Raw genomic sequence first — 20,975 nt, forward strand, 5'->3', positions numbered from 1 at the left:
GATGAAAAAGACGCTTTTGCCGGCCCTCGTTGCCCTGGCCCTGATTCTGGTTCCGAGCGCGGACGCCGCGGCGCAGGCCGTCGTGAACGACCCGCTGCACATGGGCGTGCACATCGGTGAGTTTGCCAAGCACCTGAAACAGTGGACCGAAACGGTCAAAAACTACCAGGTTATCAAGGACGCCAAGCAGATTGCCGGCGTCACTAAGGACATCACCGGGCAGGTGAAGGACATCACCGACCAGACCCTGCAGCTGCAGCGCCAGGTGCAGGCCGACCTGCGCAAGGTGCAGAGCATTCAGGATTTGCGCCTCTCCAACCCCCAGGAGCTGTTTGCCCGCGCCCTGGCCATGTCGGGCCGGGGGCAGAGCAACCAGTACATGCCCGTGTTTCAGAAGGCCGAGCGCCTGCGCCAGGCCCTGCAGCTCAACAACCCCCAGCAGGATTTGAACACGGTGTACGACGTGTTTTCGCGCTTCGGCTCCGGCGCCACGGCCGGCAACAACCGCATGAGCTCCCGCGAGTATCAGCTCAAGCGCGAGGAAGCCGCTGTCTCCACGTTTGCCTACGAGGAGATGATGCAGAAAAAGAAGATTGCCACCGCCTTCGGCTACTACAAGATTGCCGACGAGATGACCCAGCAGAGCATCGAGATGAACGCCACGCTGAAGAATCCCGGCCGCTACGCCATGACCGAGGGCGAGCGGATGGTGGCCCTGAACACCTCGAACGACAACATGATTAAGGCCATGCAGCTGCGCCAGGAAGCTGACCGGTTGCTGGCCGAAGCCGCCCAGCCCGGCCCTTCGCGGCAGGCCGCCGAAATGGTCTACTCCGACATTCTGGTGCAAAACGCCCTTATCAAAGCGGACCGGGCCCGCCCCCGCCACTAACCCCTTATGAAGAACTTCTTGCTAGTGGCCCTGCTGATGGCGGGGGCCGGCGCCGTGCCGGCCTCCGCTCAGCGCCACGTCCAACACATGGCCAGCTGGGGCGCCCACCGGGGCCGCTCCGAACAAGGCACCTACTACGAGCTGAGCTACACCAGCATGCTGACCAACCGCCTGGCCCTGCGCGCCAGCGGCCTGCGCGAGACGGGCTCCCTCAGCGGCCGCGGCGACTACGCCAGCTACGCGGGGCGGGTGCTGCTCGCCCCGCAACTGGTTCGCCTGGGCGAAGTCGTCTACGTGCACCTGCTGCTCGGGGCCGGGGCCGGCTACGAGCGCACGGGCGAGCACAGCACCGGCGAGACCGCGGCCGACGCGCCGCAACCCCAGCGCTTCACCTACGGCCCGCAGGCCGGGGCCGAGGCGGACGTGTTCCTGGGCAACCGCTTCTCGCTGGTGGCCACCGCCACCAAGGGCTACCTCTTCAACAACTCCCTCATAGACCAATGGCCCGGCTACGCCAGCGCCGGCCTGCGGTATCATTTCCGCTAACTCCCTTTCTGCGCTATGAAACGACTTGCCACCCTACTCCTTAGCTGCACCGCCCTGGCCACTGCCAGCAGCTGCGCCAAGGACGACGCGATGCCCACCGGGCCCAAAGAATACCAAGTAGAGTACCGCATTTCCTCCACCACGGCCCCGCAATCGGACTACATCAGCTACGACAACGAAAGCGGCGGCACCACCACGGTCAACAACGTGCCGCTGCCGGCGACCTACCGCTTCAAGCGCACCCTGAAGCAAGGCGACCATGTTGGCTTGCTGGCTAGCCTCGACGGCGGCACGGCCGCTTCGGAAATCACCGCCGCCATCCTGCTCGACGGGCGTGAAGTAAAAAAGGAGACCGGCCGCGGCGCCAATGCGCAGGCCGTACCGGTGTATGTGCTGGGGCAGTAGGAAATAGGGATAAGCACACCGATTTAGAATGGACCTCTGTCTTGGAGCATGGAAAACTACTGTGTTGCCCTCAGCAAGCCAGAAAAGTTTTCCCAGACCAAGCGTAAGCATTCCTGCTCTTCCATTGCCCACTGATTGCTCAACATCTTTATTGTCGTTCGCAACGAAGTAAGTCGGTCCGGTACACCAATTGAAAAAGTAAACGGCGCATCCGTTTCCGTCAGCAATTGGCTGCGCGGAATAGCTTTTAGCAGCGCAGTAGCCGACTTGCTGGTGAGCATAGCGTGATTCACTGAGAAGTAGAAGCCCAATTCTACGGCCCGCCGTAATTCCGTTAAGTTACCAGAGTACCAGTGTAGAATGACCTGATGCGGCGTGTCGGCCAGCCCGGTGGCCAGTTCCTGAATAGTCTCGACGGCAGCCCGGCGGGTATGCACCGTTAGAATTTTAGGTGAGCTGGTGCGTAGCACAGCCATCACACCGCGCAGCACGAGCAGTTGAGCATCCCGTTCCTGTTGGTTGGTGGTCATACCATCGAGCCCAATCTCACCAATGTACTTCGTCTCGGTGCAGAGTGCTTCAAACAACGGCATTTCGTGTACCCGCTGGCCGGCTAGCTCCGGGTGCAGACCCAATGCTAACCGGATGTTGCGACACGAGCGAAACAACTGCTGGTTAGGTCGCCACAGGAATGGCGCATTCGTGACCGAAATTGTCTTTATTGGAACCGCATCCTGCTCGGCTACCATCTGCTGAATGCCTGGGAATAAGTCCAGGTGACAGTGGGTGTCAACATACCAAGCCATGCATCAAGGGACTACGGTTACTCGTCGCAGAATGGCTGCTACCTCTGTCAGGCCACGCTGGTACACGTCGAGTGACTTCTGCGGGTCCGTGAGGGGCCCCGTCAGCTGGATGGCCGCTGCCAAGTACTGAGGGTCGGTCTGCGTCCGGGTTAGCATATAGCGGAGCGCCAAGACGTTCTCGCCCTTTGCCCCTTTATTGGTAGCATTGGATGTGGATGCATGCAGTACGTCGCGGTAAATATCAGTGCGGTACTGCCTGTCCGCTGGCAGCAGGGCGTTGTCGTCACGGATGCCCGCTTTATGCAGGGCCGCTCGCCGGATGATGCAGGGCACACAGCGGCCACAGTGCCGGGTACCCGCACCCTCTAAGCGGGCATTGCGCGTTGCAGGCCGACTGCACGACATCGTATTGACACTTGCGGCGAAAGCTGGGTCCGAGCAGGTAGCCAGCATCTCACCTTTCGTCAAGAATTCAAAGGGGTTGTGCACCGTCGTGTTGAGCCCCAGGTTATCCATTAGCGACTGCACCAATTGCAAATAGTAGGGATGGGTAGTACGGGTGCTGTAGGCTCCCATCCGCAGGGGCGAAAGGGGCAGGTTTAAAGTGATAAAGCCGTTTTCTGGAATCCACAGATTTTTTCGGTTCGCGCCCGGCAGGGCGGAGGCACAGGCCGCTCCTAGGGCCAGAAAGAGGAACGAGCGGCCGCGCTCGGTGCTCTCACCAATTACGGTTTCGTGAGTGCGCCGGGGCTTGTTTACGCGCACGAAAGCCTTTATCAATTCCGGGTTTAGCAACGGATAATGTGCACGAAGAGCTTCAGCAGCCTGGTTCCGAAAATCCGAAACATCACTGCTTTTCGCGTGTCCGACCAACAGGGGCTTTACTCCAGCATCCAGCAGCTTCATAGCCCCCAAAAAGCTATCCATGCCCCCTGAAAACAAGCATACGGTATCCGTTAGATACCTAACCGGTTTCATGCTGCGCCGTGCTACTACGATGGCGGCCGTACTCGGCCGAAAGGTCAACTTCCACAGGTCGCCGGTCAGAAAATTAAGTATGGTAGCCAGCAACTCAGCCTGCGCGTCCCAGACGGCTACGTCGCTTACGGGCACGAACAACTCAAACCGGCGCGTCCACCCGTCATCGGAGTTTGTGTAGCGGTCGACGGTTGTGTCTGCGGCGTAGGCCGCGCAGGCCACGGCTAACCAGTCCAGACTCAGAGGCGAGGGCTGGAGCCTTACCCGTCGCAACGCCACCAACAATTCGCTCAGGCTGATAGCTGGCTGACCGGAATCCGGACGCTGCACGTCGAAGGTATAGAAGTTGGCAAACCGGGTGGGGTCTGCGCCAGCTCCTTGGTCGGTTTCCCCAATGCGTAGTTCAATTCCACTGGTCGGCATAGGACAAGCTAGTTAGCGGCGGTAATGGCGTTGAGAGCAACGAAATAAATGCGCTGTATTTCCCGGTTTAGGTTGGCTGGGTCCCCCATCGATTGTGTCAGTTCGGGCAGGATGCTGCTGTGCACCATTCCGTTAACTATTTGATATAGCTCCTGCTGCACACGTAGCGAGTCAGTTGAATTGGCCGTGGCCACGGTTTGTGAGCGTCCAATGTCGCAGATGAGTCGCAGCACAATGCTCTGCTCTAAAAAAACGGCCAGCATCTCGCCCGCCTGTGCCTCCGTCAGGTGTTCCAAGTCCAGGTCGGGCATGTCTGCCACCACTCGCGTAATGGTGTCGGCGTAAGCCTCGCGGGTAATGGCATCGTCGAGCAGCGCGGAAGCGCCGCACACGTGGGTCATCAGGGCTGAAAGCACGGTCACCACCGGTTGCCCAACCAGTTGGCCCAGATTCAACCGGGTCAGGGTCGCGGCCAGTCCTTGCTGCCGAATATCGCCCAACACCGCTCCAAAAGTCGCAACGGCGCGGCCCGAGCGGCTGAGCCGTCGGGCTCCCGTACGGGCACCGCCAAGACCTTGAGCCACATAGTTCTTTACCGTGCGGCGCAGGCCGGAAAAGTTATTAGTCTTAACGGCCTTCTGAAAACCGCGCTGGCTGGTGTTGAAGCGGTTGGCAGGCAGCGGTACCGCAGGCTGTGCCCCTTCCTCGTCGGCCGGCTGGGTTGTATTAGTGGTTTCGTCCGTGTCTACTCCATCGCCCGTGGGGGACGGTTCTTCCACCGGCCCGAGTGGCTCCTGCTGCGGGGAAACCGGTTCGGTTGCTGGTTTCTCTTCGGGAGGAAGGGGCTCAATCCAGTCGGGAATCAGCGGGATGGACGGCTTCGGGCCGCGGCGGTTGGCAGAGGTTCCCACGAGTTAGTCAGCGGTTTGCATTTGAGAAAGAAGGGTTTTCAAGGTTCCGCTCACCTGCGGGTCTTGCTGGAGGTTAGCCAGGAAGGTACGGCGGGCAGCTTTTCCATCGGGCGTCGTGAAAAAACCGAATTTGGTACCGACCCAGACCCCCAGGTCCTTTGCTGCCACGCTGTTCATCATGGCGATAAGAGGCGCTTCAAGTGCTGACTGCTGCTGCACCAAGTACACTAAGCCATCCACTGCTTTGGGTACCGTTTGCCAATCTCCAGTCGTCACGGCCTCGCGCTGGAGTTGCTCGAATAACAGCCGGGCCTGACTTGGAGTAAGCGCCTTTGCATCCGCCTCGTGCTTCACAAATTGCATACGCACGCCAGTCAGCAGGGCCTGGTAGAGCGGCATGAGCGCCGGAGGAAGCTCCTCGCCCGGCTGAAAGCTCAAGACCCGCTCGCGGGAAATGAAAATGTACGGCCGCAAATCTACCTCTGCCAGGGCGGGCGCGAACTGCGCCCATTGCCGTAGCTCTTCCTCAACTGCAGGGGCAGTAGCAGCCGGCGTAACAGGCTTGGATTTCGCCTTCGGCTTAGCATCCGCCACTGGTTCGGGGTCGGTGGCTTCCAACTGCTGCACGGTAGCTGACCGCCCGTCCGTGGCAGCTGTCACGTCGGCGACTACGGCTTCGTATTGCTCAGCATGGAAACGCTCCAATAGCATGAGTTTGGCTAGCACGTCGAGCTGCACCTTTTGCTCTAAGCCGTAGATACGCGCCACGCGCTGGCGCATGAATAAAGTATTCAAAAACCGCTTGACGTTGCGTGGGTTACCGCGCAACTCCTTAGCCAACGTGCTGCCAAGCTGCTCCGCTACGTTAAGAATGTTGCGGAGGTCTTGGTTGGAGCCACCCAACTGCTCGGTAATAAAGGCGTAGGTCAGTTCCTTGTTGTCATAGGGCGTTTCACGGGCTTGCTCAAAGGCTGTGCAGATTTCGGCCAGCCGGGCTTTATCGTGCTGCAAGTGGTTTTGCAGCAGCAGAAACCGGATGTAATTCTGCGTCTGTAGCGCGTTGAGCGAAGGCACTCGAATCGGAATTTGAATCAGCTTTTCCAGGTAGTGCTTCGTGTACTCGGCCTGCGACACCGGTAAGTCGGGAAAGTGGCGGCGCACGGCATATTCAATCATCTGCTCGTCGGTGGCCAGGATGAAGGCTGAGCCCTCCACGAACAGAAACAGCTTTACTGCCTCCAGAATGTCAATAACCGAAGTAGGCAAGCACCGGTCAAGGTCGTCTACCAAGACGACCAGACGCTCCACGCCGGCTTCTTTAATTAGGGCCTGCAGTTCATCACGAAAAGCCTGAATCTGCGCTGGCACGGTCGCTTGTTCCGGTTTCAACCAGTCTTCTTCTTCCGCCTCCACCGTCACGTTCACAGTTGTGCCGGCGGGCTTGGCTTCCTTGTCGGCGAATAAATCCTTGGCGCTGGCCAGCAGGCCAGGCAAACCAAAAAGGGCGGCTGGCGACATTCCCGTGGCAGCTGTCATTGCCAGACTGCCGGCTACCTTGGCGGCTTTCAGCCAGTTGATACGCTTGAACAAACGCTTGCCCATCGCCACGGCCGAGGCTCCCACCGAGCGGCGGCTCAACAAGGCGTGCACCACCGCCTCCATCAGAGCCGATTTAGTGTCGTCATACCCTTGGTAGAGCCACCCGTTAAACGTCAGACACAGGGTCGTATCATCGTCCTTCAACTCTGCCTCAATAAGGGACAAAATCGAGGTTTTGCCCGCGCCCCAACTGCCGTGGATACCAACGGTGAGTGGGCGCAACTCTTCCTCCCGTAATATCTCTACGATGGTCTGCGCGATGCGCCGATGTCCTAACAGGTCAACGTTTGTTTCTTTGTCGTTCCACATTGGAAAAAGCCTGAGTATTACTGCAAAACCATCAACTATTTATCAATGCTTACACTAGCTGAATGCTTGACGTTAAATAGCCGGGGAAAAACTATTTATACTATTGCCCGGGCAGTCTCCCCCGACGAGAAGCGGCAGTTGCTGGAGCAGTTTGCCGTCCTACACGCAGGTCAAAAGATTTGGCGGGTTAAGATGCACATGCCCAAGCGGCACATGCCATTTGCTCAACACAGCAATATCCTGTTTCGTAGCAGCAAATTAGCAGTCAATGAACTGTTAATCGAATTTGATACCTCAACCATTACACGCAATAGTACAGAGCAGAATATGGTTTGGGAAGTTATGCGTGGGTTCTTTGCCACGCGATAACCTTGACTGCAGTTTACAACAGAGCCAGGTTTACTGCAATGGCATCCACCACGGCTACAACAAGCCAACCTCATCAGCGGCCTTAATACTGGAAAAGCCCGGCCATAAATTTGGCCGGGCTTTACTTATGGAGCGGGCGATGCTACTCCGTCCTGGTCAGTTCCTGCTGTAAGTGCTCTTGCAGTTGCTCGTAGGATTCCGGGCATAGCCGAATGACTGGCTCCTGGGCGGTGCAGTACAATAAGGTGGGGTCGGCCAGCGCCACTGCCCGGGCCCAGGCAGCCGCGGGCATTTCCGCGGAAAGGGGTAGCAACGGGGTGAATTCTTCTTGGATAAGCCGAATCACCAGCGCCTGCACGGTCGGGCAGAGGCTGGAAAAGCGGCGATAGGGGCTCGCAGCCATAACAGTAACGTCAACGGAAAGGAATGAAAACGCCTCGCCTACGGCCAACTTGGGGCCGGGCAGGAGATGGAGCAGCAGCCACCCGGCCACCCGGGAGGGCGCGGGGACAGCTGCGACGAGGAAGCGTTACGCGAGGGAGCCCACAAACAGGGCGGGCCGCTGCTGGATGGGCAGCGGCTGCCGGCGAGCCCAGCTCAGCCAGTCTGCGGCAAGGCCTGCTGACGAGGGGCAACTATGCAAAGCGTAGGATTTCAAAGCCAGCATACTCGGCAATCAGTTTGTCAGGCAAAGCTAGCCATTACGCCCATACTGGACGTAAGTTTGGCATTCTCGCCTGTAAAATTGTTAGTAATCGGGCCCAAAATTTGCCATGAGCATGGCCGGCGCTCGTTACGGTCGGTGCCTTACTTGGCTGAAGCCGAGCTTGAGCGCTTGCCGCACGCCTTGGTAGAACGCCGACACTCGCTCCTTATTGGAAATTATTTGCCAATTTCAGCTTCTACCTTAGGTTTTATCCTCATCAGCTACCCCTAGCGCTTCGTCCATGGAACAACCAAACAGCTGGGCCAACCTGCCGGAGCTCCTGCACCAGCTCGAAGCGGACCTCAGCGACCCGGCCGTGTATTACTTACTGGGCGGCCACTACTACGACCGCGATAACCACCCGCAGCGCCGGCACTACCCGGCCGTGTTTTCCCTGCACCAAGGTGAGGTTGCCAACCTGGAGGTCGGCCCGGACTTCGTGTCCTTCGACGCGGAGTTTGTGCGCTACCCGGAAGACGACGAGCCGCACGCGCCCGGCCCCTGGGTAGACCGCTTTCGCGCGACCATTCCCTTCGCGCAGCTCTACCAACTGCTGCGCAAAGTCGTGCCCGCCGGGGAGGCAGTAGGCGAAACGCTTGCCTTTCTGCCGACCGAGGCGGTGTACTACAACGAGCGGGTTCACCGCGAGCATTACCCGAACCCGTGGACCATTAACCAGCCCTGATTACTGCCTTATGCCCCGCGAGCCGCATGCGTTAGTCGCCGTTCTGCACCACGTGCAAGCCGGCCTTGCCAACCCGCAGCACCATTACCTGGTGTGCACGAACTACTTTCAGACCGAAAGCGGGCCCGTGATGCTCGGTACCCTGCACCTGCACCAGAGTACGGTCTGGCAGCTGGTCATCGGCGCGGAAGACTTCACCTGCGAAGTGCTGCTTGACTCCACCGACCTCCAGCACCGCTCGCCCATCCGGGTGTCCTTTGACCAGGTCTGGCAGGTCATGCAAGGCGACGGCCCTCAGTTTGACGGGGATAATCCGGAAGACCTGCTCTACGAAAACACCAGTGCCCTCTCGGCCTTTGCCCGGCAGGGCCTGCCCCAGTAAGATGGAAGAACTGCTCCAGCCCCGCCACCCGCTTGACAAGCACCACCAGGCCCAGCTGCAGGCCCTGCAGCAGCTGCCCGAAAGCCAGCGGGCCGAGATGGCCCGGCTGTTCCGCCTGGGCAACGCCACCTACCGCTATCAGCAGCTGGCCGACGGGGAGGTGACGGAAGCGGATTACCAGCACTGGCTGGAAGGGCTACCGGAGCGCTTTCGCCAGGCCATGGAGCGGGACGGCTTTGAAAGCGCCAAACGCAGCCTAGCCCTGCGCCGGCATGCGCTGGAGCGGCGCGACGTAGGCTACGCCGCGTTCATGCAGGCCATTCTCTCCCCGGAGGACTGGGCCTTTGAGCAGCAACAGCGCGCAGCTGCTGGCTTGTAGCAAGTATTCAGCAGCGCCTAGCTGTCTCACTAGCTCCGTCCTGCTGCGTACCGGCTGCAGCCCCCGAGTACCTATGGTGATGGTCCCATGAGCCCATGCTGAGCCCATTGCAATGGCGCGACTTTCCGCTAAAAATGGCGTTTACGCGCTCTGCGGGCACTTCTACAAATCCCTGCCCACGAGTGGTGAGCCCTTTGTGAGCCCTTTAGGACTCGGTGAGCGTGTACTGCGTGCCCACCCCGGTTTTGCCGGACTTCTGCAGCCAGCCGCCCTTTTCCAGCTCGCTCAGGTAACGGGTGGCGGTGGGCTTGCTGACGCCCAACTGCTGCTGCACTACGGTGTTGGTGATGCTGCCGTGCTGCCCGGCGTAGAGCAGCACCGGCGCCAAGTCGGCGCGCACGCCCTGGCCCTGCCAGTAGGCCACCGAGTAGGCGGCAAACGCTACCACGAAGCCCGAGGCCTCGAAGTAGAAGCGTGGGGCTGGCAGGTGCGCCGCGCGGCACTCATTCAACATCTTGATGGTGCCGCGGCCCCAGGATTCGATGTAACCGGCCCGGAACAGGGTGTTGGCCACGTCCGGGTTGAAGGGCTTGGACGGGTGCTTGCGCAGCAGATTCTCCACGGTCCAGCTGTCGGGCAGGTGGCCCTCGTTCCAGAACTGCAGGCGGTCCTGGTACACGCTAATCTGCACGGGCGTGCCGCCGCTGTAATCTTTGTGGGCCAGCGCGTTGAGCAGCGCCTCGCGCAGGGCCGCCGCCGGGAAAGGCGGCTCCTCGACCCGGCCGGCGCCTTCGTAGCGCACCTGGGCCCGGGCGTACTTGGTTTGCAACAAATCCAAGGTGCGCTCTACCTGCACGAGCAGCGGCCCGTGCACCTCGTCCTGGTAGCGCAAATCGTCGTCCGTGGCAAAGAAGCCAATCTTGACGTAGGCGCCGGTAATGAACCGCTCGGGCGTGGGGTGAAACAGCAGCACGGCGGCCCGCTTCAGGTACTCCCCGTCGATGAGGTTCAGGTTGTCGAGCAGGGCTTCGTTGCCGTCGTGCAGTACCTGCTCGTCCACCCGCCCGCTTTTGGCGGCGCGCTGGCGAAATAAGTCAAAGGCTTCCGCCGATAAATCCGCCGCCGTGACGCCCGGCACCGGCACGCCGTCCCAGCGCTTGCCCTGCTTCTGCAGCAAAAACGCGCTCAACGCGGGGCCGCGCAGCTCCTGCTTGGTGCTGCCGCTGCGGAAGTGGTACTGGCCGCGGTAGCTGATGGGATAGGGATACGGCTCGACGACGATTTCCAGAAACTCCAGCCCGCCTTCTTCGTGGCGGTTGACTTCCACCAGGATGCCCATCAAATCGCGCACCTGGTTGGGCAAATCGTCCAGCAGCTTGCGGATGCCCGGCAGGCCCACCACCTGCCCATCGTCGTTTTTGCCGATGAAGATGCGGCCGCCCTGGGCGTTGGCAAAGCCGCAGATCCACTTGAAGTACTCCTCCCGCCACGATTCCTTCCACTCGATGTTTTGCTGTTCGCGGGTGGTACTCATAGCTGAAGGACGGGCGACGAATAAGGGAATGGGATGGATAACGGTCGGGCAAGTTACCCAATTCCCAGGCGGCAAACAGCGAGAAGCTTTCGGTTCATATACTGAAAAGCCGTTAAGAAGAGGCAATTACCCCGCTTAACACCAAAACGCAGCTCGACGTTAAAGCGCACCCGCTTTTTTGCACTGTGGGCTACCGAGTGGCAGCGCCCAGCGCGTCATTGCCGCAGGCACCCAGGCAGCACACCCCGTCCTCTGCGGAACCCAACAATGCCCACCGGATGTATGCCCCATGCTCGAAGTAGGCCCAGGCCAACGGCACCAACTCAAACTACCTTACTATGAGCCAGCTTGCTGCTACGCTGCTCTCGGCAGCTTTCCTGTCCCTCGGTGCCACCCCCATCCCCGAGCCCACGGCCGTGAGCGTGGTAATAACCAATCTGCCTTCCAACAAGGCCACGCTGAAGCTGTACTTCTACAACGTGAAGGAAAACTTCCTAGTCCGCAACCACTACACGCTGCTCAAGCACATCAAGCCGGGCGGCAGCAACAAGGTAGTCTACCCAATTCAGCTTCCGCCTGGAAATTGGGCCATCGCCGTCACCCAAGACCTGAACGAAAACGATCTGGTTGACCGTAATATGTTGGGCATTCCGACCGAGCCGTTTGCCTTGTCCAACAACGTGAAGCCACGCTTCAAAATCCCGACCTTTGAGGAATGCATGTTCCGGGTGAGCGGCCCAACGACAACAGTCGCTATTACCATGAAGTGAGTCCGTGCCTAACCGGCCTGGCTAGAAAACGTAAACCCGGCCGCTCAGCATAAGCAGCCAGGTTTAAGGTAAGTAGGGTGCTGGGTCATATCAGCGAATCCAGGCTGCGGCGCGCGTGCGAGGCCGGCCCCAGCTTCTGGAACTCGGTAGGGGTGAGGCCCGTCACTTGCCGAAACTGCCGCGAGAGGTGGGCGGGACTGCTGTAGCCCAGCTGCTGGGTCACCTCGGCAATACTCAGTTCGCCGTAGCCAATTAGCTCTTTGGCCCGCTCCACCTTTTGGCGGATGATGAACTTCTCGATGGTAAGACCCTCGGAAGCAGAGAACAAATGGGAAAGATAGTGGTAGTCCTTGCCCAAATGCTCCACCAAGTAATCCGAGTAATTCAGCAGGCGCGGGCCCGGCGGCGGGTAGTGAATCAGCGCCACCAGCAGGGTTTTGATGCGCTCCACCAGCTGGGCCCGGGGGTCTTCCAGCAAGGCAAACCCGGCATCCAACAACGTCGCCCGGATGGCCTCCCAGTCCAGGGCCGCCCCGTCGGGCGTGGACACGTCGGCTTCGCCCAGCGCCACGCGGTGCACCTGCAGCCCCAGCGCGCTCAGGTCCTCGCGCACCACCCGGATGCACTGCGGGCAGACCATGTTCTTGATCAGCAGCCGCTGGCTGCCGGGGGCGGGCAGAATATGGGTAGGGCTCACGTCGTGGGTCATGGGAATGCCTCCTTATCCTTATTTAACGACCAGGCTCCCGCGCAGCATGCCCATCCCGCAGGTAAATTCATACCGCCCCGCTTTTTCGGGCAGCAGCTCCACCAGGGTGGTCTGAAAAGCCGGCAGGTCGCGGCGGATGCGGAAGTCGGGAATGAGTACCTCTTCCGAGCAGCTGTTTTCCTCGTCGCGGTAGAAGTTCAGCTGCACGGGCTTGCCGCGCTCCACTTCAATCACGTCCGGCGAGTAGCCGCCCTTCACGGTGATGTCCACTTCCTGCACGCCACTGGAAGAAGACACGGCGCTGGCCGTTGGGCGGGCCGAGAAGAAAAAGTACCAGATGACAAAGGCGGCCAAAGCCAGCCCCGTCACGGTTACCAGGATTTCGGTTGTATCCATGGGGAGTTACGGTTTAGCCGGGGCAAAGCCCCGCAGGCGCAGCGAGTTCGTCAGCACCGACACCGAGCTCATGGCCATGGCCGCCGCCGCCAGCATGGGCGAGAGCGTGATGCCAAAGAAAGGGTAGAGCAGGCCGGCGGCTACGGGAATGCCGAGCGTGTTGTAGATGAAGGCGAAAAACAAGTTCTGCTTGATGGTGCGGATGGTCTGCTTGCTCAGCTCGATGGCCGTCACCACGCCCTGCAGGTCGGAGCGCATTAGGGTGATACCCGCCGCTTCCATGGCCACGTCGGTACCCGCGCCGATGGCCAGGCCGATATCGGCCTGCGCCAGGGCCGGGGCGTCGTTGATGCCGTCGCCGACCATGGCCACCACCCGGCCCTCGGCCTGCAGCTGCTTCATTTTTGCGGCCTTGTCCTGGGGCAGCACCTCGGCAAAGTAGCGCTGAATGCCCACCTGCCCGGCCACGTGCGCGGCCGTCTGCGGGTTATCGCCGGTCATCATCACCACTTCTATGCCCTGCTGCTGCAGGCGCTTAATCGCCGCGGCCGAGGTTTCGCGCACGGTATCGGCCACCGCAATCAGGCCCACGGCCTGGCCGGCAATGGCCACGTACAGCACGGTTTGCGCTTGGGCGAGCAGCTGTTCGGCCTGGGCACTCAGCTCGGCGGGCAGGGCAATGCCCTCGTCGCTGAGCAGGCGCCGGTTGCCGATGAGCACGGCCTGCCCATCCACGCTGGCCGCGGCTCCTTTGCCCTCCACGGCCCGGAAGCCCGTAGCCGTCAGCATCGGGGCCGCCTGCGCGTCGGCGTAGCGCACCACGGCCTCCGCCAGCGGGTGCTCGCTCTGCCGCTCTACGGCGGCCACCACCGGCAGCAGGCGGGCGGCATCCTGCCCGGCAGCGGGCAGCAGCTCCGTCACGGCGGGCTCCCCGCGGGTGATGGTACCCGTTTTGTCGAGCAGCACGGTGTTCACCTGGTGCGCCTTCTCCAGCGCTTCGGCGTTGCGGATCAGCACGCCGTGTTCGGCGCCCTTGCCCGTGCTCACCATGATGGCTGTGGGCGTGGCCAGGCCCAGCGCGCAGGGGCAGGCGATGATGAGCACCGCCACGAAGTTGACCAGCGCCAGCGGCAAGCGGGCCTCCACCGGCGCCAGGTCAAACCAGAGCACGAACGTCAGGATGGCGATGACGACCACCGTGGGCACGAAGATGGCGCTGACCTTGTCGGCCAGGCGCTGAATGGGCGCGCGGCTGCCCTGCGCTTCCTCCACCAGCTTGACAATCTGGGCCAGCATGGTGTCGGCGCCTACTTTGGTGACGTGGAAGCGGAAGGAACCGGTTTTGTTGAGCGTGGCCCCAAACACGTTGTCGCCCGCCTTTTTCTCTACCGGCAGGCTCTCGCCGGTGAGCATGGCCTCGTCCACGGCCGAGTGGCCTTCCTCGATGATGCCATCGGTAGCTACCTTTTCCCCGGGGCGCACGACCACGAGGTCGCCCAGCTGCACCTGCTCAATGGGCACATCCACTTCCTGGCCGCCGGGGCGCACCACGCGGGCCGTTTTGGCCTGCAAACCCATCAGGGCCTTGATGGCCGCCGAGGTCTGGGTTTTGGCCCGCATTTCCAGCACCTTGCCCAGCAAGATAAGGGCAATGATGGTGGCGGTGGTGTCGTAATAGACCTCGGCCGTGAGGCCGCGGCGCATAAACCAGTTGGGCGCCACGGTGGCCGCCAGGCTGTAGAGGAAGGCGGCCCCGGTGCCCACGGCAATCAGGGTGTCCATGTTGGCCGCCCGGTGCTTGAAGCCGTTCCAGGCCGAGGTGTAGAACTCGCGCCCGCTGTAGAGCAGCACCGGCAGGGTAAGCCCCAGCAGCGCGTAGTTGAGCCATTGCATGTTCACGCGCTGCATCATCGCCGGCCAGAGCATGAGCATGCTCAGCGGCATGATGAGGAGCGCCAAACCAACGGCCACCCAGAAGCGGCGCTTGAGCTTCTGATAAGCCAGGGCTTTCTGCCGGTCAATCTCCGCCTGGCGCTCGGCGGCGCTGGTGTCCGGAGCGCGCTCGATGACGCCGTAGCCGGCGTTGACCACGGCCTCCTTGAGGGTGGCCGGCGTTGCCTGGCCGGGCAGGTACTGCACCGTTGCTTGCTCGGTGGCAAAGTTCACCACGGCGCTTTGCACGCCCGGGGTGCGGCTGAGCGACTTTTGCACAAAGGCCGCGCACGAAGCGCAGGTCATGCCTTCGATGTCGAGAGTGGTGGTTTCGGGAGTGGTAGCCATAGGTATGGGTCTGCGTTGCCGGTTTGGCCCGCTGCGGGCCGCAGATGAGCGGGTACCCGTCTGGTTTGATGGCACTACAAAGGAACGACAACGCAGGCGCGGGGTTGGTACGGAATCCCGCGCCTGAATTGCATAATTTGGCTTACCCGGCAGACGTCGTCCGCGCCGCGGCCGCCTGCCGGGCCTGCCCATCCGCTAGCCGCTGCAGGCCCCGGCTCAGGTTGACTTTCACCGTGGTGGACACGGGAATGTTCAGGCCGAAGCTCTGGCGCATGAACTCCAGCAGCACGGTGGTACGCGTCACCAGCAAGTACTTGCGCCGGCGCACGGTCAGCTCCTCCGTCACGATGCCCACCAGCTTGCGCTCCTGCGCCGGGTCACCGAGCAGGTAGTTGCCCGTGTCCCAGAGGCCACTGCCGCTGATGCCCTCCATCTTGGGCCGCCGGTGGGGCGCCGGGTTGGTGACGGAAAGCACGTCGCCGGTGAAGTCGAGCACCAGGTGCGCGGCCGGGTGCAGCCGGAACCCGGCGTAGTCGAAGTCCTTGGTCCGCTGCACCTGCAGCGGGTAGGGCGCCGTTTTCACGTGCCCGTTGAACGAGCGGGTTGTCGCGGCCGGGAAGCCCACGGACAAGTACACGTCCGTCAGGTGCCGGGGGCTGGTCGAGAGCTCGGCCAGGGTCAGGAATTGGTAGGCTTCCCGCAGCTGGCCGATTTGGCCTGCGTCGGTCAGCTCCAGCACCGCCAAGTCAATCTTATCGTCCTGGCGCCGGCCCGGGGGCGGCGGGGAGGTCGTCAGCAGCGTGCCGGCCAGCGTCACTTCGTGGGGCGGCAGGATAACGAAGGTAGTGTAGGCCTGGCCCGCCAGTACGTGCGCGGCCGTGGCAACGAAATAGCGGTTGTCCACCGTCAGCAACACCCCACTGCCGCACGCCGCGATGCGGCCTTTGCGGGTGTAGAAGAACTGAATGGTGGAACGAAGTATCGCCGCCGTGGCGATACTCAGGGGTTGAGCTTTTACTTCTTGTAAAAGCGATGCAGAAGTAGGCGTTGTAGCCATACGGTAAGGGTGAAAAAAAGAAAGTTATTCGTCCGGGCTGCCGACTACGGGTTGACAGCCGTTCCTAACATGGAATACGAAATCGGCGCCCCCTTCCCACAAAACGCCCTTACCTTTGCCGCGCAGGGCTGCCCTTTTATCAGGCAGTTACGCCCGGGAAGCTTATACAATTAGGCTCAGAGCTTGCATAATTTTGCGCTTTTAGCGATTTGGCCACGACCTGGAAGTAAGCCTCAAAAAGCCGCTACGGTCGTTTCCAGCCTGTTCTTTCGCAAACCAGGGTAGGGCTGCTCCGGCGGAGAGCGGAACCAAGCCGCCCGTTTTGCGGTAGAGAACGAGTCTTGCACTTTCCGAGCAGCTTCTACTTTTGCAGTTGCTTTTTATCCGTCATGTTCCGTAGCCTGTTCCCTTTTCGACGCTTGCTGGCGACGAGCTTTCTGCTCGTCTTCGTCAACGTGTTCGTAGGCCAGTGCTGGTGCGCGACGGTCAACGCCAAGGCCCTGGGCCAGCCGGTGCAGGCCCAGGCTACCGCCCCGGAAAAGCCCAGCCACCCTGGCTGCCACGGCCACGGCAAACCCGCGGCCAAGCACGACGCCCGCGCCAAGCACCAGCACGGCGCCCCCAGGAAATCCTCGGGCACGCACGACTGCTGCAAGGACAAGTCGGCCTCGTTGCTCTCGTCGCTGACCGCGCCCGTTGAAAAGCAGCTGTTTTCTCCTGCTCCGGCCCTGCTGCCGGCAGCCACTGATTTCTCCTTCCGGCCTGCCGCCGGCAAGTGGGATCAAACCCGCGCGGTCATCCTGGTGCCCCGTGAGCACCTGCCGCCCAAGATTCCCGACATCCGGATTTTCATTCAGTCCCTGACGGTCTGATTGGTTTGACGCGCCCAAGGCTCGCCCTGGCATAGCTGTGCTATGTCCGGGGCGGGCCTTGGCGTTTGCGCGTACGCCCCGCTCCGGAGCGGCCCACCCCACCCTTCTTTCCTGCTTTTACCCGCCCAACCATGAAGAGTTGTTGCGAGCAGGGCAATGCGCCAGCCCCCCGCGGGCCGGGACGTCGCCTGCTTTCCTACCTGCTCTACGCCGCGCTGGCTGCCGCCCTGGGCTTGGTGCTCTGGCAGCAGCTCCAGGCCTGAAGCGCCCGGGACCACCTCCCTGCCGCCTCCTAACATTCTCACCCTCCAATTTCCTTTATGTACCGCTTTTCTGTTTCCCTGCTGGCCGTGGCCGGTCTGCTTGCTACCGCCAGCTGTTCGTCCGACTCCGCGTCAAGCAGCGCTACCAACACCGTTACCACCCCCACGGACGGTCCCAAAGAAGGTACCGCCGCGCACACCGGCGGGCACATCTACTCCTGCCCCATGCACCCGGAAGTGACCAGCAACAAAGCCGGGGAGAAGTGCCCCAAGTGCGGCATGAACCTGGAACATACGGACCAGGTAGCCAACGGCAAAACCTACGAGATGAAGTTCGTGCCGACTCCCGGGGAGTTGATCGCCGGGCAGCTCTCCACCCTCGCCTTCAAGCCCCAGCAGGCCGACAATGACCAAGTCCCGGTGCCGCTGGACGTCGTGCACGAGAAGAAAATTCACCTGATCATCGTCTCCAAAGACCTGGGGCAGTTTTACCACGAGCACCCTGAGTACACGCCCCAGGGCGACTACCGGGTGAAGTACACTTTCCCCAAAGGCGGCGACTACGTACTGTTCCAGGACTACACGCCCACCGGCGCCGGTCACCAGCTGGGCCGCCAGCCCATCACGGTCAAGGGCCCGGCCTACGCGCCGGTCAAGTTCAAGAACGACGACATGCAGTGGGAAAAGAACGGCTACAAGGCTTCCCTTTCCTTTGACAAGCCGCTGACCGCGGGCCAACTGCTGGGCATGAACATCAACATCACCAAGGACGGGCAGCCCGTGACCGACCTGGATAACTACCTCGGCGCGCTGGGCCACGTGGTCGTGATCAGCGAAGACACGGAGCAGTACCTGCACGTGCACCCCAACGACCAGGCCGACAAAGGCCCCAACATCGGCTTCAACACCAACTTCGAGAAGCCCGGCCTCTACCGCGTGTTCCTGCAGTTCAACCACGGTGGGCAGATCCACACCGGCGACTTCACCATCAACATGAAGGGTACGGCGGCCAGCTAAGCCGCCCCGCTCTTCGATTCCTTTTCCAACCCTCAACCAATTCATCACCGATGAAAACCTCCGCATTATTCCTCGCCGCCCTCTGTTCGGGCACCTTGCTGCTGGGCAGCTGCGACAACAAGCCCGCCGACACGACCGCCACGGAAACCACCACGTCCGAAACGGCATCCACCACCGCGGATACGGCCGGCGACCATTCACACATGGCGGGCATGGAGCACGGCAGCACGAGCGGCGGCTCGCCGATGATGGGCGCCATGAACGACATGATGGCCAAAATGCACGCCATGCAACCCAAGGGCAACACCGACCATGATTTCGCCCACCACATGATCGAGCACCACCGCGGTGCCGTGGCCATGGCTGACATCGAGCTGCGCGACGGTAAGGATGCCACGCTGCGCGAGATGGCCGAGAAAATCAAGGCGGATCAGCAAAAGGAAATCGCCGAGATGGAGCCCATTGCCGAGCGCCTCGACGCGGCGCCCACGAACTACAAGCCCCAAGACCCCAACGACCCCTTCACCAGCAAGATGAAGGCCTCTATGGACGGCATGATGCAGAACATGCCCAAGGAAACGGGCAACGTGGATCAGGACTTCGTCGGCATGATGATTCCGCACCACCAGAGCGCCGTGGACATGGCTAAGGCCGAAGTGGCCCACGGCCGGGACACCAAGCTCAAGGAAATGGCGCAGAAGATGATTGACGCGCAGCAGAAAGAGATCCAGCAGTTCAAGGACTGGCAGGCCAAAAACGGCACCCAGAAATAACCCTTTCTTTTCTCCAACCCCCTTTTTATGAAGTTTTCTGATTTCCTGCTGGCCAGTGCCCTCCTGCTGGCTCCTCTCTCCCTTTCGGCCCAGCACGGCCACGGCCAAGGCCACAACGCCGCCGGCGAAACCCACGCCCACAAAGCCCCGCACGGTGGGATTGTGCGCACGGCCGGCAAGTACCACGTGGAGCTCGTGCTGGCCGGCTCGCAGATGACCGTGTACCTGCTTGACGGCAAGGAGCAGACGCTGGCCAACAAAGGCCTGACCGGCACGGCCATGGTGCTGCAGGGCGGCAAGACAACCTCGGTGGCCCTGGCCGCCTTCGGCGACAACCAGTTGCAGGGCGCGCTGCCCGCCGGTGCCACCCCGACCACGGCCATCATTACCCTGCGCCGGGGCAGCGAAACCATCAGCGCCCGTTTTGACAAGCTGGCCAGCACCAGCGCCAAGGCCAAAGTCACCAGCTACGCCTGCCCGATGAGCTGCAAGGACAGCGCCAGCCAGAAGCCCGGCAGCTGCCCCAAGTGCGGCATGGCCCTGGTCAAAAAAGCCTAGCTGCCCCGCCGTTTGTGGGTCACCCCGTACGGCGGCTCACCGCCCTAGCCCACTCGCTGCAGCCGCAGCGGGTGGGCACTGGGTGAACCTGATTTTGCTTGTATGAACTACCTAGGATTTCTGATTCTTCCCGGCTGGCCCGCGCGGCTGCTTCTGCTGCTAGGGCTGCTGGGCAGCTTCTTCCCAGCACGGGCGCAAACCACCGTCATCAGCCTCGACAGCGCCGAAGCCCAGGCCTTGCGCCGGCACCCGCGCCTGCGCCAGTCCGATGAAGAAATTGCCGAGCAGCGCGCCCTCAAGCGCGGCTCGTTTGCCCCAGCCAACCCGGACTTTCTCTGGTCGGCCCCCACGGGCGAGATGTGGGCGCCGGGCGTGGTGCAGACCATTGACCTGCCCAACGTGTACCGGCGGCAGCGGCAGGTCGCCCAGGCCGGCGTGGTGCTGGCCGAGCGCAACCGCGACGTGAGCCGCGCTACGGTGCTGCGCGATACCCGTCTGGCTTACCTCGGCCTGCAGTTTGCCGAAGCCCAGGTGCGGCAGTACACCTACCAGGACAGCCTTTACCGGGCTTTGCGCCTGGCCACGGAGCGGCTGTTTGCGGCCGGCGAAGTCAACTCCCTGCAGCGCATCAGCACCGAGGCCGAAGCGCGGCAGGCCACCGTGCAGCTGCAGCAGGCCACCGAAGACCTGCGGGCGGCCCAGCGCCGCCTGGCTTTGCTGCTAGGCCGGCCCGCGGCCGAGCTGACCACCAGCACCGACCTGCGCCGCAGCGGCCCGGAGCTGGCCCAGGCGGGCGCAGCCCTGCTCGGCACCTTGCCGGCGGCCGATAGCAGCGCGTTGGTGCGCAGCCCCACGCTGGCGGCGGCTACCCAGAACGTGGCGCTGAGCCAGTCGGGCATCAGCCTGGTACGGGCCCGGCGCACGCCGGCCCTGACGCTGGGCTACCAGAACCAGGCCTTTGAGAACTCCCAAATCAAATACCGCTTCCAATTCGGGGTGTCGGTGCCCATCTGGTTCTGGACCTACCGCTCGCAGCTGCAGGCGGCAACGGCCCGCTCCCGGGCCGCCAGCTACCAGCTGCAAACCCAGCGCCTGGAGCTGGGTACGCAATACCAGCAGGCCCTGGCGGATACCCGCAAATTCTCGGCCTCGCTCACCTACTACGAACAAACCGGCATGCCCCAGTCCCGGGCCATCATCAACCAATCCCAACGGCTGTTCCGGGCCGGCGAGGTCAGCTACCTGCAGCTCATCATGAGCCTGAACCAGGCCTTTGCCATTCAGAATACCTACCTGACCACCATCCGCGACTACCGTCAGGCCCTGGTGGAACTCTCTTACCTACGGGGTGAATAA

Annotated in this window: 24 protein-coding genes; 14 read left to right on the top strand and 10 right to left on the bottom strand. The window is 61.7% G+C overall.

Features of this window, described 5'->3' with window-relative positions; translation table 11 throughout:
• Window position 1: 1 nt before the first annotated feature.
• The 3 genes from F0P96_RS20555 to F0P96_RS20565 are packed head-to-tail and all read left to right on the top strand — an operon-like array spanning window position 2 to window position 1,843.
• Entirely contained in the window at window positions 2–892 is an 891-nt protein-coding gene (locus tag F0P96_RS20555) for a hypothetical protein (RefSeq protein ID WP_126696154.1), read from the top strand.
• A 6-nt stretch (window positions 893–898) separates the two neighbouring features.
• Entirely contained in the window at window positions 899–1,438 is a 540-nt protein-coding gene (locus tag F0P96_RS20560) for a hypothetical protein (RefSeq protein WP_151080884.1), read from the top strand.
• Between the two features lie 15 nt (window positions 1,439–1,453).
• Window positions 1,454–1,843, top strand: a complete 390-nt coding sequence (locus F0P96_RS20565) for a hypothetical protein (protein ID WP_151080885.1) — start codon at window positions 1,454–1,456, stop codon at window positions 1,841–1,843.
• A 56-nt stretch (window positions 1,844–1,899) separates the two neighbouring features.
• Here the strand turns inward: F0P96_RS20565 and qatD are convergent, their stop codons facing one another.
• The 4 genes from qatD to qatA are packed head-to-tail and all read right to left on the bottom strand — an operon-like array spanning window position 1,900 to window position 6,869.
• Complete coding sequence (qatD, locus tag F0P96_RS20570; RefSeq protein ID WP_151080886.1) at window positions 1,900–2,649, bottom strand: Qat anti-phage system TatD family nuclease QatD; 750 nt, start codon at window positions 2,647–2,649, stop codon at window positions 1,900–1,902.
• A 3-nt stretch (window positions 2,650–2,652) separates the two neighbouring features.
• Window positions 2,653–4,050, bottom strand: a complete 1,398-nt coding sequence (gene qatC, locus F0P96_RS20575) for a Qat anti-phage system QueC-like protein QatC (RefSeq protein WP_151080887.1) — start codon at window positions 4,048–4,050, stop codon at window positions 2,653–2,655.
• Between the two features lie 8 nt (window positions 4,051–4,058).
• Window positions 4,059–4,961, bottom strand: coding sequence for a Qat anti-phage system associated protein QatB (gene qatB, locus F0P96_RS20580; RefSeq protein WP_151080888.1), 903 nt, complete (start codon window positions 4,959–4,961; stop codon window positions 4,059–4,061).
• Between the two features lie 3 nt (window positions 4,962–4,964).
• Window positions 4,965–6,869 carry a Qat anti-phage system ATPase QatA gene (gene qatA / locus F0P96_RS20585; protein WP_151080889.1) on the bottom strand — a complete coding sequence of 635 codons (1,905 nt, stop codon included), beginning with the start codon at window positions 6,867–6,869 and terminating at the stop codon, window positions 4,965–4,967.
• A 45-nt stretch (window positions 6,870–6,914) separates the two neighbouring features.
• Here qatA and F0P96_RS20590 point away from each other — a divergent pair, with 45 nt between their 5' ends.
• A complete protein-coding gene (locus F0P96_RS20590) occupies window positions 6,915–7,238 on the top strand; it encodes a hypothetical protein (protein WP_151080890.1) in 324 nt (107 codons plus the stop codon).
• Between the two features lie 142 nt (window positions 7,239–7,380).
• On the opposite strand, the gene F0P96_RS20595 is transcribed toward F0P96_RS20590, so the two are convergent.
• Window positions 7,381–7,641, bottom strand: coding sequence for a hypothetical protein (locus F0P96_RS20595; protein WP_151080891.1), 261 nt, complete (start codon window positions 7,639–7,641; stop codon window positions 7,381–7,383).
• Window positions 7,642–8,185: 544 nt separating this feature from the next.
• On the opposite strand from F0P96_RS20595, the gene F0P96_RS20600 reads away from it, so the two are divergent.
• The 3 genes from F0P96_RS20600 to F0P96_RS20610 are packed head-to-tail and all read left to right on the top strand — an operon-like array spanning window position 8,186 to window position 9,390.
• Window positions 8,186–8,629: a hypothetical protein gene (locus F0P96_RS20600; RefSeq protein ID WP_151080892.1), complete on the top strand. Its 444-nt coding sequence runs from the start codon at window positions 8,186–8,188 to the stop codon at window positions 8,627–8,629.
• Window positions 8,630–8,639: 10 nt separating this feature from the next.
• Window positions 8,640–9,011, top strand: coding sequence for a hypothetical protein (locus F0P96_RS20605; protein ID WP_151080893.1), 372 nt, complete (start codon window positions 8,640–8,642; stop codon window positions 9,009–9,011).
• A 1-nt stretch (window position 9,012) separates the two neighbouring features.
• The gene (locus F0P96_RS20610) at window positions 9,013–9,390 is read left to right on the top strand and encodes a hypothetical protein (RefSeq protein WP_126696160.1); all 378 of its coding nucleotides are present in this window, start codon (window positions 9,013–9,015) and stop codon (window positions 9,388–9,390) included.
• Between the two features lie 205 nt (window positions 9,391–9,595).
• On the opposite strand, the gene F0P96_RS20615 is transcribed toward F0P96_RS20610, so the two are convergent.
• The gene (locus tag F0P96_RS20615; protein ID WP_151080894.1) at window positions 9,596–10,924 is read right to left on the bottom strand and encodes an ATP-binding protein; all 1,329 of its coding nucleotides are present in this window, start codon (window positions 10,922–10,924) and stop codon (window positions 9,596–9,598) included.
• A 338-nt stretch (window positions 10,925–11,262) separates the two neighbouring features.
• Here F0P96_RS20615 and F0P96_RS20620 point away from each other — a divergent pair, with 338 nt between their 5' ends.
• A complete protein-coding gene (locus tag F0P96_RS20620; protein ID WP_151080895.1) occupies window positions 11,263–11,694 on the top strand; it encodes a DUF2141 domain-containing protein in 432 nt (143 codons plus the stop codon).
• An 85-nt stretch (window positions 11,695–11,779) separates the two neighbouring features.
• Here the strand turns inward: F0P96_RS20620 and F0P96_RS20625 are convergent, their stop codons facing one another.
• From F0P96_RS20625 to F0P96_RS20640, 4 genes are all read right to left on the bottom strand, one after another.
• The gene (locus F0P96_RS20625) at window positions 11,780–12,403 is read right to left on the bottom strand and encodes an AraC family transcriptional regulator (protein ID WP_151080896.1); all 624 of its coding nucleotides are present in this window, start codon (window positions 12,401–12,403) and stop codon (window positions 11,780–11,782) included.
• Window positions 12,404–12,421: 18 nt separating this feature from the next.
• Complete coding sequence (locus tag F0P96_RS20630) at window positions 12,422–12,799, bottom strand: cupredoxin domain-containing protein (RefSeq protein WP_151080897.1); 378 nt, start codon at window positions 12,797–12,799, stop codon at window positions 12,422–12,424.
• Between the two features lie 6 nt (window positions 12,800–12,805).
• The gene (locus F0P96_RS20635) at window positions 12,806–15,079 is read right to left on the bottom strand and encodes a heavy metal translocating P-type ATPase (RefSeq protein ID WP_151080898.1); all 2,274 of its coding nucleotides are present in this window, start codon (window positions 15,077–15,079) and stop codon (window positions 12,806–12,808) included.
• A 142-nt stretch (window positions 15,080–15,221) separates the two neighbouring features.
• Window positions 15,222–16,136 carry a serine protease family protein gene (locus tag F0P96_RS20640; RefSeq protein WP_151080899.1) on the bottom strand — a complete coding sequence of 305 codons (915 nt, stop codon included), beginning with the start codon at window positions 16,134–16,136 and terminating at the stop codon, window positions 15,222–15,224.
• 389 nt (window positions 16,137–16,525) lie between these two features.
• Between F0P96_RS20640 and F0P96_RS20645 the strand changes: the two genes are divergently transcribed.
• From F0P96_RS20645 to F0P96_RS20665, 6 genes are all read left to right on the top strand, one after another.
• Window positions 16,526–17,008, top strand: coding sequence for a hypothetical protein (locus tag F0P96_RS20645; protein ID WP_151080900.1), 483 nt, complete (start codon window positions 16,526–16,528; stop codon window positions 17,006–17,008).
• A 131-nt stretch (window positions 17,009–17,139) separates the two neighbouring features.
• Entirely contained in the window at window positions 17,140–17,271 is a 132-nt protein-coding gene (locus tag F0P96_RS21345) for a hypothetical protein (RefSeq protein ID WP_262714379.1), read from the top strand.
• Between the two features lie 57 nt (window positions 17,272–17,328).
• Window positions 17,329–18,288 carry a heavy metal-binding domain-containing protein gene (locus F0P96_RS20650; protein WP_151080901.1) on the top strand — a complete coding sequence of 320 codons (960 nt, stop codon included), beginning with the start codon at window positions 17,329–17,331 and terminating at the stop codon, window positions 18,286–18,288.
• A 50-nt stretch (window positions 18,289–18,338) separates the two neighbouring features.
• Complete coding sequence (locus tag F0P96_RS20655; protein ID WP_151080902.1) at window positions 18,339–19,061, top strand: DUF305 domain-containing protein; 723 nt, start codon at window positions 18,339–18,341, stop codon at window positions 19,059–19,061.
• A gap of 27 nt (window positions 19,062–19,088) precedes the next feature.
• Window positions 19,089–19,619 (top strand): heavy metal-binding domain-containing protein, encoded by a 531-nt coding sequence (locus F0P96_RS20660; RefSeq protein ID WP_151080903.1) that lies wholly within the window; start codon window positions 19,089–19,091, stop codon window positions 19,617–19,619.
• A gap of 102 nt (window positions 19,620–19,721) precedes the next feature.
• Window positions 19,722–20,975, top strand: coding sequence for a TolC family protein (locus tag F0P96_RS20665; protein WP_151080904.1), 1,254 nt, complete (start codon window positions 19,722–19,724; stop codon window positions 20,973–20,975).

Source organism: Hymenobacter busanensis (assembly GCF_008727865.1).
Taxonomy (GTDB): Bacteria; Bacteroidota; Bacteroidia; order Cytophagales; family Hymenobacteraceae; genus Solirubrum; species Solirubrum busanense.